Raw genomic sequence first — 13245 nt, forward strand, 5'->3', positions numbered from 1 at the left:
AATAAAAACGCTCAATAGTATGTTGTAACTAATTAAGCCAGTAAAAAAGGCGCCTCCCTCAGGAGTGCGCCTTTATGAAGCGACATCGACTATGGCGAATTACTGACGCTTACGGCCGTATACCGCCCAGGTGATGATTACGCAGGCAATATAGAAGATCAGGAAGACTTTCATCGCGCCGGCCGGCGAGCCGGTCAGATCCAGCGAGATACCAAACGCCTTCGGAATAAAGAAGCCGCCGATGGCGCCAATGGCGGAAATAAAGCCCAGCGCCGCCGCGGTATCGGTCGCCGCCTCGCGCATCGCCTGGGCTTCGCTGCCGCCCTGGGCCTTCACCCGGTCCATGGTCAGCTTACGGAAGATCACGGAGATCATCTGGAAGGTGGAGGCGCTGCCCAGCCCGGCGGTAAGGAACAGCACCATAAACACTGCAAAGAAGGCGATGAAGTTGCCGCCCTGGCCATTGGTCGGCAGCGTCAGGAACAGCAGCGCGCAGAAGACAGCCATCACCACGAAGTTCACCAGCGTCACGCGGGTACCGCCGAGACGGTCGGAGATCGCCCCGCCCATCGAACGCGCCAGCGCGCCAATAAACGGACCGAAGAAAGCGTAGTGCAGGATCTGCACGTCCGGGAACTGGGTTTTCGACAGCATGGCAAAACCGGCGGAGAAACCGATAAAGGAGCCGAAGGTCGCCAGATAGAGCAGCGCCATGATCCACAGATGCAGGCGTTTAAGCACCGGCAGCTGTTCGCTCAGCGAGGCTTTGGAAGCGGACAGGTCGTTCATAAAGAACCACGCCGCCAGGGTGAAGATAATCAGGAAAGGTACCCAGATCCACGCGGCGTTTTCCAGATACAGCATCGAGCCGTCCGGCTGCTGGCTGCCGGTCCCGCCAAAAATGGCAAACACCGAGACCGACACCACCAGCGGTGCGACCAGCTGCATCACGCTGACGCCCATATTGCCGAGGCCGCCGTTGACGCCCAGCGCCCCGCCCTGCTTCGCTTTCGGGAAGAAAAAACTGATGTTGGCCATACTGGAGGCGAAGTTGGCCCCGGCGAAGCCGCACAGCAGAGAGATGATGACGAAGACGCTAAACGGCGTGGAAGTATCCTGGACCGCAAAGCCCAGCCACACGCACGGCACAATCATGATCCCGGTGCTGAACGCCGTCCAGCGACGGCCGCCGAACAGCGGCACCATAAAGGCGTACGGCACGCGCAACAACGCGCCGGAGAGCGCCGGCAGCGCGGTCAGCATAAACAGCTGATCGGTCGTAAACTGAAAGCCCACTTTGTTGAGGTTAACGGCAACGGCGCTGAACAACATCCATACGCAGAACGCCAGTAACAGACAGGGAACGGAGATCCATAAATTGCGGCTCGCCACATGGTGGCCGCGCTGTTGCCAGAATTCAGGATCTTCAGGCCGCCAGTCGGTAATGACCGAGCGATTAGCCTTCTCCGGGAGGGAAGATTGACTCATAGATACCTCTGATTATTCATATTTCCTGCCGCTACCTTAGGGGTTGCCCGGGGCGGTAAGTTGATATAAATCAAAGGAAAAGCGCGGACTAATTTGTTCAAAAATAGACCATGCTCCGAAGTGAGTAGAGAATGGTGGGAAAAAAAGTGTGGTTTTTCACACGGCTGCCGGGATGCGTATAACCCCTCTCCCAACGGTGCCTACCACCGACAATTAAGGAGTAACTCTTTGGGGGTATGGGTATACTCCAGGGGATAGCCGAGAATAAGCGCCACTCCCGGAGACACGACCGGTCAGGAGCCACGCATTCCATGTTAAAACGTCTTTTTACCCCGCTGACGCTGGTCAATCAACTGGCGTTGATCGTCCTGCTTGCCACCCTTACAGGCGTCGCCGGCATGGCGATCTCCGCGCGCCTGGTCAACGGCGTGCAGGGCAGCGCGCACGCCATTAACAAAGCTGGGTCATTACGCATGCAGAGCTACCGGCTGCTGGCGGCGATCCCGCTGAATGAACACGATCAAAAGCTGGTCGATGATATGACCGCCACCGTCTTTAGTCCGGAGCTGCAAAACTCCGCCCGCCGCGACGGACAGGAGCGCCAGCTGCAGGCCCTGCAGCAGTACTGGCAGCTGGCGCTGGCTCCCGGCATGCAGCGCGCGGTCAACCAGGCGGAGGTCGCCCAGGATGTCGCCGACTTTGTCGATCGTATCGACCAGCTGGTGACCGCATTCGACCATACCACCGAGCAGCGTATCGAACGGGTAGTCTGGATCCATCGCCTCCTCGCCATCGGCATGGCGCTACTGCTGATCTTCACCATCATCTGGCTACGCGCCCGACTGCTGCGGCCATGGAAACAGCTGCTGAGCATGGCGCGAGCGGTGAGCCAGCGTGATTTCACCCAGCGGGCGCACATCAGCGGGCGCAACGAAATGGCGACTCTTGGCATGGCGCTAAATAACATGTCGGAAGAGCTGGCGGAAAGCTACGCCGTGCTGGAGCGCCGGGTGCAGGAGAAGACCGCCGGGCTGGAACAGAAGAACGAGATCCTCGCCTTCTTATGGCAGGCCAACCGCCGGCTGCACGCCAACGCCCCGCTCTGCGAACGCATTTCGCCGGTGCTGAACGGTCTGCAGGGTCTGACGCTGCTGCGCGATATCGAGGTGCGGGTCTACGATCTGGAAGATGAAGACAACCATCAGGAGTTTACCTGCCACTCGGATAATGAATGTGATGACATGGGCTGCTACCTCTGCCCACGCAACCTGCCGCCGCTACCGGATGGCGGCACGACGCTGAAGTGGCGGCTGTCGGATGCGCATAATCAGTACGGCATCCTGCTGGCGACGCTGCCGGTTGGCCGTCATCTCAGCCACGATCAGCAGCAGCTGGTGGATACGTTGGTTGAACAACTGACCAGCACTCTGGCGCTGGACCGCCATCAGGAGAAACAGCAGCAGCTGATCGTCATGGAAGAGCGGGCCACTATCGCTCGCGAGCTGCATGACTCCATCGCCCAGTCGCTATCCTGTATGAAGATGCAGGTCAGCTGCCTGCAGATGCAGGGCGACGCTTTGCCGGCGGAGAGCCGCCAGCTGCTGGGGCAAATTCGTAACGAGCTGAATACCTCGTGGGCCCAACTGCGGGAGCTGTTAACCACCTTCCGCCTGCAGTTGACCGAGCCGGGCCTGCGCCCGGCGCTGGAGGCCAGCTGTCAGGAGTACAGCGCCCACTTCGGCTTTACGGTGCAACTTGATTATCAGCTTCCGCCGCGCTTTGTGCCGTCGCATCAGGCCATACACCTGCTGCAGATCGCCCGCGAAGCGTTAAGCAACGCCCTGAAGCATGCCAGCGCGACGGAAGTGACCGTGACGGTGTCACAACGCGATAACCAGGTCCGTCTGGTGGTGGCGGATAACGGCCGCGGCGTGCCGGACCACGCCGAGCGGAGTAACCATTACGGTTTAATTATTATGCGGGATCGCGCGCAAAGCCTGCGCGGCGACTGTCAGGTTCGGCGCCGGGAAACCGGCGGGACCGAAGTGATCGTCACGTTTATCCCGGAAAAAACGTTTTCCATCCAATAAGGAGACCCCCATGAGTCAACAGGAACGGGCAACCATCCTTCTCATTGACGACCATCCGATGCTGCGCACCGGCGTGAAACAATTGATTAGCATGGCGCCGGACATCCAGGTGATTGGCGAAGCCAGCAATGGCGCGCAAGGTATCGAGCTGGCGGAGTCGCTGGATCCGGATCTGATCCTGCTGGACCTCAATATGCCGGGCATGAATGGCCTGGAAACGCTGGACAAACTGCGTGAGAAATCGCTGTCTGGGCGGGTGGTGGTCTTCAGCGTCTCTAACCATGAAGAGGACGTTGTTACCGCCCTCAAGCGCGGCGCCGATGGCTATCTGCTGAAAGACATGGAGCCGGAAGATCTGCTGAAAGCGCTGCAGCAGGCGGCCGCCGGAGAAATGGTATTAAGCGAAGCGTTAACCCCGGTGCTGGCCGCCAGCCTGCGCGCCAACCGCGCCACCTCCGATCGCGACATCAGCCAGTTGACCCCGCGCGAGCGCGACATCCTCAAGCTGATCGCCCAGGGGCTGCCGAACAAAATGATCGCCCGCCGGCTGGATATCACCGAAAGCACCGTCAAAGTGCACGTCAAGCACATGCTGAAGAAAATGAAGCTCAAATCCCGGGTGGAAGCCGCGGTATGGGTCCACCAGGAGCGAATTTTTTAAGGCGAGTCCGTCCAGGAGACGCCTGGCGCGGTGAACTTGACCAGCGGCTCGGTCAGCGCCAGGGCGATCTCATTGGATGAGACGCGCTGCCCCTGTTTATCCTCTACCACCACCGACAGGCGCCAGCGGTTCGCGGCGCCCGGTTCACTGTTCCACACCGGCATAATCACGCTCCAGCCATCGGGGCTGCGGGCATCCACCGGCGGCGTCAGGCTGAGCGCCTGGGTGTCGCCCTGCCAGTGCAGCGACTTGATACCGTGCAGACTATGGATCTGCAGCTTCAGCTGCACCGTCTCCCCGGACTGTAGATCCCAGGGCGGCGTGGCCAGATAGACCGTCAGATTTTTGCGCTGCCGATACTCCACAACCGGCAGATTATCCCGCTCCGGGCTGTCGAAGCGGCTGCCGCGCAGCGAGTTGCTGAACGCCACCTCGTCCGCCGCCAGCTGCTGCTTGAGCGGCACACCAAAGCGGTAGTTGAGCTTCAGGCCAACGTTATTCTGGCTGACGCCATTTTCCCCTTGCTTATGTTTGGCGGTCACGGTGACCAGCGGGACCGGGGTGTAATTGAGCCCGACGGAGACGGCCACCGGGTTATGGTAGCCAGTGCCGGTGTGAAACAGATCGACGCTGTCGCCGAAGTATTGTTCGACGCTGACGCTGGTGTTGATGTGCTCATAAAACGGCAGTCGCGCCTGGGCGGTAACGTCATACCCTGCGGCCATCCGCTGCTCCTGGGTTTGATTCTCCCGCAGCTGCCAGTCGCCCAGCGGATGGTAGTAGTTCGCCGACAGGCGGAGATATTCTCCCCACGCCTCGGCGCCGACGCTGCCGCGAGCCAGGCTTTCGCTCAGCACCTTGTCATAAAACGAGTTATAGCCCAGCAGCCAGCCGCCGACCCGCCAGCGCTGGCCAAGCCCAATGTTGCCCACCAGATCGTTCTCGCGCCGGGTCACCGAATACTGGTTCCACGTCAGGTAGCGATCGTTATCCTGCAATGGCACGAACCAGCTCCCTTTACTGCCGGTGAACTTCCCCTCTTTATCGACCAGCAGGTCGACATTGGCGTTGCCCCATGGCGAGAGCCAGCTCTCCAGCTGGTGGCTCACTTCATTGCCGAGTTTGTTAATGGCGAACATCTGCGCCTGTTCGCCCGCCGTCAGTCCGTTATCGCTCATGCTGGCCTCGCCGAACTTCTTAGCCACTTCGGCAAAGTGTCTGGCGTCGTCATCGACCTGCGGGGCGATCCCCAAATCGGGCAAGGAAGGTTCTTCCTGGGGAGTAAGAGTGGTGTGGCTGGCGGTCAGCGCCCAGACGGGAACGCCCGGCAGCAGCAGGAGAATGATCAGGGATGGCAGCAAACGGTACGACACAGACATCAACTGGTTTTGCGCGGGCTCGCAGAAAAAATTGGAAGATGGTTTTAGTTTATCGTTTTTTCCCCTCTCCCGCAGCCCTGAGGACAATTCCAGGAATATGCTGAAACCGGTTGGGCAATCTGTCGCCCAACCACAGAAGATATCGCCCCGCCGTTAGGCCCCGGCGCGGGCCGGTTGCGTCGCCAGCAGCGCGTTGAGCTCCGGCACGCAGGAGCCGCAGTTGGTCCCGCACTTCAGCCTGGCGCCCAAAGCCCCGACGCTGGCGCAGCCGCTGGCGATGGCCTCGCCGATCGCCCGCTCGCCGACCCCAAAGCAGCTGCAGACAATCCGCCCCGGCGGCGCGGCGGCAGCGTCCGGTCGGCCGCTGAGCAGCGCATGGCGCCGGGCGGCATCGGACGGCGGCGTGGCGAAGGCGGCGCTTACTCCCGCGCTATCCACCGCCGGCTCGCGCGCATCGCTCCACCAGCCCAGCATCAGCCTCCCCTGATGCCACGCCAGCAGGTTCCACACTGCGCCGCCGTCTGCTATCTGCAGCTGCCAGCCGCGCTGCTCGCACCAGACCCTGAGCCACTGGCGGGCTGACGCCTCCCCGGCCAGCGAGTAGTGCAGCACTCCTGTCGCCGCCCGCCGCCGCCAGTGCCAGGCCGCAGGAAATGGCAGCGGTTCGCGACAAAACAGTTCGCTGTGCCAGGCAGGCTGCCAGGCGGCGATGGCCACCGCCGCCTGTTTACTCTCCGGCTGGGCGGAATGCGGGTCCGTGACGGCGGCCAGCAGGTTATTCACCCGCCCCTGGCGGGCGAACTGATTGTTCCAGTGCATGGGGACAAACAGCGAGCCGGGGCGCTGGCCTTCGCTGATCGCCACTTTCGCCACCATCACCCCATGGCGCGACCAGATACGCGCCAGCCCATCGGCGACAAGCTGGTAGCGAACGGCGTCCTGCGGCGCCACCTCCACCACCGGCTCCGCGATATGCTGCATCAGCCGCGGCACGGCACCGGTGCGGGTCATGGTGTGCCACTGATCGCGGATCCGCCCGCTGTTGAGGATCAGCGGATAAAAGACATCGGTTGCCGCCCGGGTCGGCTGAGGCGTCACCGGCACCATTCGCAACCGGCCATCGCGATGCCAGCCGCGCGTGACATCCAGGTCGGCGCGGCGGCGGCTGACTGGCCAGCGGACCGGCGCCATGGCGTCCCACGCCTCGCGGCTGAGATCCGCCAGCGCGCCGATATCAAACGCCCGCTGGCCGTCGTTTTCGAAACCGGACAGCGCCGCATGCTCGCGGAAAACGTCATGCGGATGCTGCCAGGCAAACGCCTCGCGATATCCCAGCGCCTGCCCCACTCGGGCGATGATCCACCAGTCCGCTTTCGCCTCCCCCGGCGGCGGCAGAAAGCTGCGCTGACGGGAGATGCGCCGCTCCGAGTTGGTGACCGTGCCATTTTTCTCGCCCCAGGCCAGCGCCGGAAAACGGATGTGGGCGAAATGTCCGGTATCCGTCTCAGCGGCGACATCCGAGACGATCACCAGCGGACAGCCGGCCAGCGCCTGGCTCACCGCGTGGCTGTCGGGGAGGGACACCACCGGATTGGTGCCCATGATCCAGACCGCTTTCACCTCGCCGCGGCCGATGGCGGCAAACAGCTCCACGGCGGTCAACCCCGGGGTCTGCGCCAGCCGCTCGGTTCCCCAAAAGCGGGCCAGCCGCTGCAGATCGGCCGGCACAAAATCCATGTGCGCCGCCAGCATCGTCGCCAGCCCGCCGACTTCGCGCCCACCCATGGCGTTGGGTTGACCGGTCAGCGAAAAGGGGCCGCAGCCGCGGCGGCCATACTTTCCGCTAGCCAGATGGACGTTGATGATGGCATTACATTTGTCGCTGCCGCTGGCTGACTGGTTAATTCCCATGGTGTAGAGGGTGATGGCCCGCGGGGCGGCGATAAAATCGCGATAGAAACCCGCCACCTCATCGGCAGCCAGGCCGCAAAAATCAGCTACTTTCGCCACGTCCCAGCCACTCGCTTCGGCCAGCGCCTGCGCGCCATCGCGAAAACCGTCGACGCAGGCTCCAGCCTGCGCCAGGGCGTTAAGCAACCCCACGAACAGCCCGCCGTCGCTTCCCGGCGCCAGCGCCAGATGGCGATCGGCGATCTCGCAGGTGGCGGTGCGTCGGGGATCTATCGCCACGATCTGCAACCGGGGATTGCCCCGCTTCGCCTGCGCCAGACGCTGGTACAGCACCGGATGCGCCCAGGCAGCGTTTGAGCCGACCAGCACCACCAGATCGCTGTTTTCCACATCCTCATAGCTACAGGGCACCACGTCGGCGCCAAAGGCCCGCTTGTAGCCGGTCACCGCCGACGACATGCATAGCCGCGAATTGGTGTCGATGTTCGCCGCGCCGATAAACCCCTTCATCAGCTTGTTGGCGGCATAGTAATCCTCGGTTAACAGCTGGCCGGAGGCGTAGAAGGCCACCGCCTGCGGGCCGTGCTGGTCGATAACCTGTTGCAGGCGAGAAGCGGTCTCCGCCAGCGCCTGAGGCCAGGTCACCTTCTGGCCGTCCACCTCCGGCGCCAATAGCCGCCCCGCCAGGCCCGTGGTCTCCCCGAGGGCAGCCCCTTTGACGCACAGACGGCCGAGGTTGGCCGGGTGCTGGTCGTCGCCGCGCACGCTCACCCGCCCCGCGTCATCTACGCTCGCCAGCACCCCACAGCCTACGCCGCAGTAGGGACAGGTCGTTCGGATGGTCTTCATCAGGAGGCCTCCGCTCGCGCCAGCAGCTGCTGGCTGCCCACCCACACTTTGCCGTTTTCCACTTTCACCGGCCAGGCGCGCACCGCCTGTTCACCGCCGTCGCACGGCCAGCCGTCGCGCAGGCGAATCCGCTGTTTGTACAGCGGGGAGATCACCACCGGTTCCCCGCTGACGTCCCCTAACAGCCCCCGCGACAGCACGTTGGCCGCGCTGCCCGGCTCGCGGTTGTCCAGGGCATACACCCGATCGCCGAAGCGGAACAGGGCGATCTGCCGCTCGCCTAACCGGGCGCCGATCCCCGCCTGCGCCGGAATGGCGTCAAGGTCGCAAATCGCCTGCCACGGCCGGGATGGGAGTTCGCCTTCGGGCAACGCTTCAGCAGGCAACGGCTGCGGCTGACCGCGCAGATCGTGGCGCTGCACCGCCTCGTCGGGCTGGTCGCTGTTAACGAAGGAGCGGAACAGCGCCAGACGCTGCGGATCGTTGAGGGTGGTCTGCCACTCGCACTGGTAGCTGTCGACGATGCGGGCCATCTCCTGCTCCAGCTCCTCGCCAATGCCGAGGCTATCCTCCAGCACCACCTGCCGCAGGTAGGCGACGCCGCCCTCCAGGTTGTCCATCCAGGTGCTGGTGCGCTGCAGGCGGTCGGCGGTACGGATATAGAACATCAGCAGACGATCGATGCTGCGGATCAGCGTCGCTTCGTCGAGATCGCTGGCAAACAGGTCGGCGTGACGCGGTTTCATTCCGCCGTTGCCGCAGACGTAGAGATTCCAGCCTTTGTCGGTGGCAATCACTCCGATATCTTTGCCCTGGGCTTCGGCGCACTCGCGGGTGCAGCCAGAGACCGCCATCTTGATCTTGTGCGGGGCGCGTAGCCCTTTATAGCGATGCTCAAGCCGCACCGCGAGCCCGGTGGAGTCCTGCACGCCGTAGCGACACCAGGTTGCGCCGACGCAGGACTTCACCGTGCGCAGCGACTTACCATAGGCGTGGCCGGTTTCAAACCCGGCGTCGGCCAGCTCGCGCCAGATAGCCGGCAGCTGTTCCAGCCGCGCGCCAAACAGGTCGATGCGCTGGCCGCCGGTCACTTTGCTGTAGAGCTGATAACGTTTGGCGATCTGCCCGATGGCGATCAGCCCGTCCGGCGTCACTTCCCCCGCCGCCATCCGCGGCACCACCGAATAGGTTCCGTCCTTCTGAATGTTGGCGAAATAGCGATCGTTGGTATCCTGCAGCGGCAGGTGCGCCGGCTTCAGCAGGTATTCGTTCCAGCAGGAGGCCAGCACCGAGGCCACCAGCGGTTTACAAACCTCGCAGCCGTGCCCCTGGCCGTAGCGGCTAATCAGCTGCTCGAAGGTATGGATATGGTTGACCCGCACCAGGTGGTAGATCTCCTGGCGCGACCACGGGAAATGCTCGCAGACGTCTTTTTTCACTTCGACGCCCTGCGCCGCCAGCTGGTGCTCCATCACCTGTTTCACCAGCGCGCTGCAGCCGCCGCAGCCGGTGGCCGCTCTGGTGCAGCTTTTTATCGCCGCCATATCCCCCGCGCCATTGTTCACCGCCTGGCAGATATCGCCTTTGCTGACGCTATGGCAGGAGCAGATCGGCGCGCTGTCGGGCAGCGCCGCCACCCCCAGCGCCTTCGGCGCGGCCCCCTCCAGCGCCGGCAGGATCAGGCTCTCCGGACGCGGCGGCAGCGCCATGCCGTTCAGCATCATCTGCAGCAGCGTGGCATAGTCGCTGGCGTCCCCCACCAGCACGCCGCCAAGCAGGGCTTTGCCGTCCTGACTGACGACGATTTTTTTGTAAACCTGCTGCGGACCGTCGGTCCATTGATAGCTCTGGCAGCCCGGCGTGCGCCCCTGCGCATCGCCAAACGAGGCCACGTCAACCCCCAGCAGCTTCAGTTTGGTGCTCATGTCGGCGCCGCTAAAGCAGGCGTCCTCTCCTGCGAGGGTGGCTGCGGCGATCCGCGCCATCTGATAGCCCGGCGCCACCAGGCCGTAAATTTTATTATCCCACAGGGCGCATTCGCCTATCGCCAGCACGTCCGGGTCAGAGGTGCGGCACTGGCCATCAATGCCAATCCCCCCGCGCTCGCCGACCTGCAGCGCGCAGCCGCGGGCCAGCGCGTCCTGCGGGCGGATTCCCGCCGAGAAGACCACCATGTCGGTCAACAGCGTGCCACCGTCGGCAAAGTTCAGCCGCAGGCCGTCGGCCTCGCTCACGATGGCGGTGGTGGCTTTGCTGGTATGCACCCCCACGCCGAGGGCGACGATCTTCTCCCGCAGCATCGCCGCCCCGCCGTTATCCAGCTGGACGGCCATCAGGTTCGGGGCAAACTCCACCACGTGCGTCTCCAGCCCCAGCTGTTTCAGGGCGTTGGCGGCCTCCAGCCCGAGCAGGCCGCCACCGATCACCACCCCGCGCTTCGCCGCGGCGGCATGGGCGGCGATGCGGTCCAGATCGTCAAGGGTGCGATAGACAAAGCACCCGTCGAGATCGTTGCCAGGGACAGGCGGAACAAAGGGATAGGAGCCGGTCGCCAGCACCAGTTTATCCCAGTGGGTTTCATGTCCCTCGGCGTCCCGCACCAGCCGCGCGTCGCGGTCGATCGTCGCCACCGCCTTGCCGAGGCGGAGTTCGATGCCGTGCCGGTGAAAGAAATCATCGGCCACCAGCGACAGCGATTCGGCGCTGCGTCCGGCGAAATATTCGGAGAGGTGCACCCGGTCGTAGGCGGCGTAACGCTCTTCGCCAAACACCACGATACGATATTGCTCATGCAGGTTGCGGCTCACGCATTGTTCGAGAAAATGGTGGCCGACCATGCCATGTCCCACCAGCACTAATACAGGTTTCGTCATCGTCATTATTCCTGCAGCCTGCGGCTGCGTTGAAGAAGGATCAAAAAGCCAGTCCGCGGTGGCGGGCTCGTCGCTTTCCAGGCGCGCGGTGAGCGCGGCGGCGGCAGTGCAATCGCCCATCAGCAGCACGCCGCGCAGGCGGCCGTCGCGCAGCAGCAGGCGACGATAGTGGCGGTCGATGGGGTCCCAGCTGGTAAAAATGTCATCCTGTTCGCCGGCCTGCTGCTCGCCAGCGCTAAAGAGTTCAATGCCGGTGACCTTCAGCCGGGTGCCGACGTCCTGCCAGACAAAGCCCGCGCTGGGGACGCCGCACAGGCGATCCGCCAGCACCTCGGCCTGACGCAGGCAGGGAGCCACCAGCCCCCAGGTGTGGCCGTCAATTTCGCAACATTCGCCAATGGCGCTGATCCCCGGCAGCGAGGCGGCCATCTGGCGGTCAACCACGATCCCCCGCTGGCACAGCACACCGGACTGCGCCGCCAGACGGCTGTTGGGCTGCACGCCGGTCGCCAGCACCACTCTGTTGGCGCGGAATACGCGCCCATCCGCCAGCCGCACGCCGTCGGCGTCGATGGCGGCGATCCGGCACTCCAGCACACAGCGAATGCCGCGCGCTTCAAGCTGCTGCCTGAGCTCATCGGCGGCAAAAGCGTCGGTCAGCGGCGCCATTAATCCGCTGCCGCGATGCAGGAGAGTGACCTCCCCGCCGTGGCGACGCAGCGCTGCCGCCGCTTCCACACCCAGCACCCCACCGCCAATCACCACCGCCGGGCCGGGTATCGCCAGAATACGTTCCACGTCCGCCAGGGTGCGGAAGGGCATAACCTGCGGACGATCAATGCCCGGCAGCGGCGGGATAAAGGGCCGCGAACCGGTGGCGAACACCAGCTCATCCCACGGCAGCCAGGTCTCCGCGATGCGCAGCCGCCGTTGCACAACATCGACTTCATCCACCGCCTCGCCAGACCGCAGGCACACCCCGTGCCGGGTGTACCACTCCGCCGGCAGCAACGGGAGCTGCGCCGCTGTTTTTTCGCCAGCCAGCAGCGGCGAGAGCTGGATGCGGTTATAGGCCGGGTGCGGCTCGTCGCCGACGACGGTAATGGCAAACCGCGCAGGGTCGCGCTCAACCAGCCGCTGCACCAGACGGGTGGCCGCCATGCCGTTACCGATCACCACCAGTCGCCGCGTCATGACCGCCTCCTTACGCCGCTTTCGGCTGTTTTTCATACAGGAAATGGAGGATCTGCTGGCGCAGATGGTGATACCGGCTGTCGTCCGCCAGCTGAACGCGGTGGCGCGGACGCGGCAGATCGACCGCGAGGATCTCGCCGACCGTCGCTGCCGGGCCGTTGGTCATCATCAGCACCCGGTCGGAGAGCAGCACCGCTTCATCAACGTCGTGGGTGATCATGACGATGGTGGTATTGAGCTCCTGCTGAATCTGCATCACCGTGTCCTGGAGGTGGGCGCGAGTCAGCGCGTCCAGAGCGCCGAAGGGCTCATCAAGCAGCAGCACTTTCGGCTTCATCGCCAGCGCCCGGGCGATACCCACCCGCTGCTTCATGCCGCCGGAGATCTCCCCGGGCCGTTTATGCAGCGCATGACCCATCTGCACGCGCGCGAGATTGTGTTCAATCCACTCCCGACGCTCATGCTTGCTCATGGTGCGACGGAACACCTGATCCACCGCCAGCGCCACATTGTCGAAACAGCTCAGCCACGGCAGCAGTGAGTGGTTCTGGAAAACCACCGCCCGCTCCGGCCCGGGACCGGCGATTTCCCGGTTATCACACAGTAGTCCGCCCTCGGTAGGGGTGGTGATCCCGGCGATCAGGTTTAGCAGAGTCGATTTTCCGCAACCCGAGTGGCCGATCAGGCTAATGGTCTCCCCTTCGACGATATCGAAGGAGACATTCTGCAGCGCCAGAAACTCGCCGCTGGCGGTGTTGAAGCGCTGGCTGACGGCCTGCACCTGAATTAATGGTTTCATG

7 protein-coding genes are annotated in these 13245 nt (G+C 63.5%); 2 read left to right on the forward strand and 5 right to left on the reverse strand.

All coding sequences use genetic code 11. The features are described 5' to 3' along the window. Positions 1 to 99: 99 nt before the first annotated feature. A complete protein-coding gene (locus ACLEXF_RS06630) occupies positions 100 to 1488 on the reverse strand; it encodes a NarK family nitrate/nitrite MFS transporter (protein WP_004203185.1) in 1389 nt (462 codons plus the stop codon). 311 nt (positions 1489 to 1799) lie between these two features. Between ACLEXF_RS06630 and narX the strand changes: the two genes are divergently transcribed. After that, the gene (gene narX / locus ACLEXF_RS06635; RefSeq protein ID WP_017900764.1) at positions 1800 to 3578 is read left to right on the forward strand and encodes a nitrate/nitrite two-component system sensor histidine kinase NarX; all 1779 of its coding nucleotides are present in this window, start codon (positions 1800 to 1802) and stop codon (positions 3576 to 3578) included. Positions 3579 to 3588: 10 nt separating this feature from the next. Beyond that, positions 3589 to 4239, forward strand: coding sequence for a two-component system response regulator NarL (gene narL, locus ACLEXF_RS06640; RefSeq protein WP_002910198.1), 651 nt, complete (start codon positions 3589 to 3591; stop codon positions 4237 to 4239). Here the strand turns inward: narL and ACLEXF_RS06645 are convergent. The 4 genes from ACLEXF_RS06645 to ACLEXF_RS06660 form a co-directional block, all read right to left on the reverse strand. Further along, positions 4236 to 5618 carry a YchO/YchP family invasin gene (locus ACLEXF_RS06645; RefSeq protein WP_043520491.1) on the reverse strand — a complete coding sequence of 461 codons (1383 nt, stop codon included), beginning with the start codon at positions 5616 to 5618 and terminating at the stop codon, positions 4236 to 4238. The two genes, narL and ACLEXF_RS06645, sit on opposite strands and share 4 nt — an antisense overlap. Before the next feature lie 153 nt (positions 5619 to 5771). Further along, positions 5772 to 8378, reverse strand: coding sequence for a nitrate reductase (locus ACLEXF_RS06650; protein WP_043520493.1), 2607 nt, complete (start codon positions 8376 to 8378; stop codon positions 5772 to 5774). Beyond that, positions 8378 to 12445: a nitrite reductase large subunit NirB gene (gene nirB / locus ACLEXF_RS06655; RefSeq protein WP_407259751.1), complete on the reverse strand. Its 4068-nt coding sequence runs from the start codon at positions 12443 to 12445 to the stop codon at positions 8378 to 8380. Before nirB ends, ACLEXF_RS06650 begins: the two co-directional genes overlap by 1 nt. A gap of 10 nt (positions 12446 to 12455) precedes the next feature. Beyond that, a complete protein-coding gene (locus ACLEXF_RS06660; protein ID WP_004203195.1) occupies positions 12456 to 13244 on the reverse strand; it encodes an ABC transporter ATP-binding protein in 789 nt (262 codons plus the stop codon). Between the last annotated feature and the right edge of the window lies 1 nt (position 13245).

Source organism: Klebsiella pneumoniae complex sp. WS1778 (assembly GCF_049472055.1).
Classification (GTDB): Bacteria; Pseudomonadota; Gammaproteobacteria; order Enterobacterales; family Enterobacteriaceae; genus Klebsiella; species Klebsiella quasipneumoniae.

Bases quoted from the DNA above. Each gene is read 5' to 3' on its own strand.
- ACLEXF_RS06645 (WP_043520491.1), bottom strand. From the start codon at position 5,618: ATGTCTGTGTCGTACCGTTTGCTGCCATCCCTGATCATTCTCCTGCTG.
- narX (WP_017900764.1), top strand. From the start codon at position 1,800: ATGTTAAAACGTCTTTTTACCCCGCTGACGCTGGTCAATCAACTGGCG.
- ACLEXF_RS06650 (WP_043520493.1), bottom strand. From the start codon at position 8,378: ATGAAGACCATCCGAACGACCTGTCCCTACTGCGGCGTAGGCTGTGGG.
- ACLEXF_RS06630 (WP_004203185.1), bottom strand. From the start codon at position 1,488: ATGAGTCAATCTTCCCTCCCGGAGAAGGCTAATCGCTCGGTCATTACC.
- narL (WP_002910198.1), top strand. From the start codon at position 3,589: ATGAGTCAACAGGAACGGGCAACCATCCTTCTCATTGACGACCATCCG.
- ACLEXF_RS06660 (WP_004203195.1), bottom strand. From the start codon at position 13,244: ATGAAACCATTAATTCAGGTGCAGGCCGTCAGCCAGCGCTTCAACACC.
- nirB (WP_407259751.1), bottom strand. From the start codon at position 12,445: ATGACGCGGCGACTGGTGGTGATCGGTAACGGCATGGCGGCCACCCGT.